At 60.2% G+C, this 914-nt stretch carries 1 protein-coding gene; it reads left to right on the top strand.

What is annotated here, in order from left to right; translation table 11 throughout:
* Positions 1–87 precede the first annotated feature (87 nt).
* A protein-coding gene (locus VK92_RS41045) for an IS5 family transposase (protein WP_122982981.1) occupies positions 88–899 on the top strand; the annotation gives its coding sequence in 2 pieces (ribosomal slippage) (positions 88–427 and positions 427–899; 813 coding nt in all).
* Positions 900–914: the final 15 nt, after the last annotated feature.

The following is a 914-nucleotide window of genomic DNA, read 5'->3' as shown; positions in this document are numbered from 1 at the left end:
AGAAGCTGTTGCGAAATTACGGATTAGGTCTGTTAACTTTTTCGAGAGGGTGTTAACTTTCTGACTTGTTTTGCCTGCCAGGAAGCGATGCCCAAAGAACTGATAGACGACGAGCTGTGGTCACTCATCGAACCTCTACTGCCGAAGCGGGCACCACGGAACCGCCGATACGCGGGGCGCAAGCCGACGCCGGACCGAGCGGTGTTGACCGGCATCGTATTCGTGCTGCGCTCGGGCATCGCCTGGAATCTGCTGCCGCAAGAAATGGGCTGCGGCTCAGGCACGGCGTGCTGGCGGCGGCTGGTGGCGTGGCAAGAGGCCGGTGTCTGGCAACGCATCCACGAAGCGCTGCTGGCGGAGTTACGCCGTCGTGACCAACTCGACATGGCACGCGCGATTGTCGACAGCTCGTCGGTCCGCGCGATGCTCGCGGGAAAAAAACCGGCCCGAACCCAACGGACCGGCGCAAGCTCGGCAGCAAGCACCACCTCATCGTCGACGCGCAAGGTATCCCGCTCGCGGTCATCTTGACTGCCGCGAATTGCAACGACATCACGCAACTCGATGCGTTGGTTGCGGCGATCCCTCCCATCCGAGGAAAGCGCGGACGGCCACTGCGCAAACCGAAGATTGTTCAGGGCGACCGGGGCTACAGTTCCGAGCCGCACCGGCAGCGTCTGCGCGAACGCGGCATCACGCCCTTGCTTGCCAAAATCGGTTCGCCTCACGGCAGTGGCCTCGGTAAAACGCGCTGGTTCATCGAACGTTCCATTGCCTGGATTCATGCATTCAGACGGCTCAAGATTCGCTACGAACGGTACGCACACGTGCATGAGGCATTCCTCTCGCTCGCGTGCTGCTTGATGTGCTGGAACCAACTCAAGACAGTGTCTGATTAATTTCGCAACAGCTTC

It is taken from the genome of Burkholderia sp. LK4 (assembly GCF_001043615.1).
Classification (GTDB): Bacteria; Pseudomonadota; Gammaproteobacteria; order Burkholderiales; family Burkholderiaceae; genus Burkholderia; species Burkholderia cepacia.
Note: the sequence above shows the minus strand (reverse complement) of the source record. Positions and strands in the feature narration are given on the sequence as shown.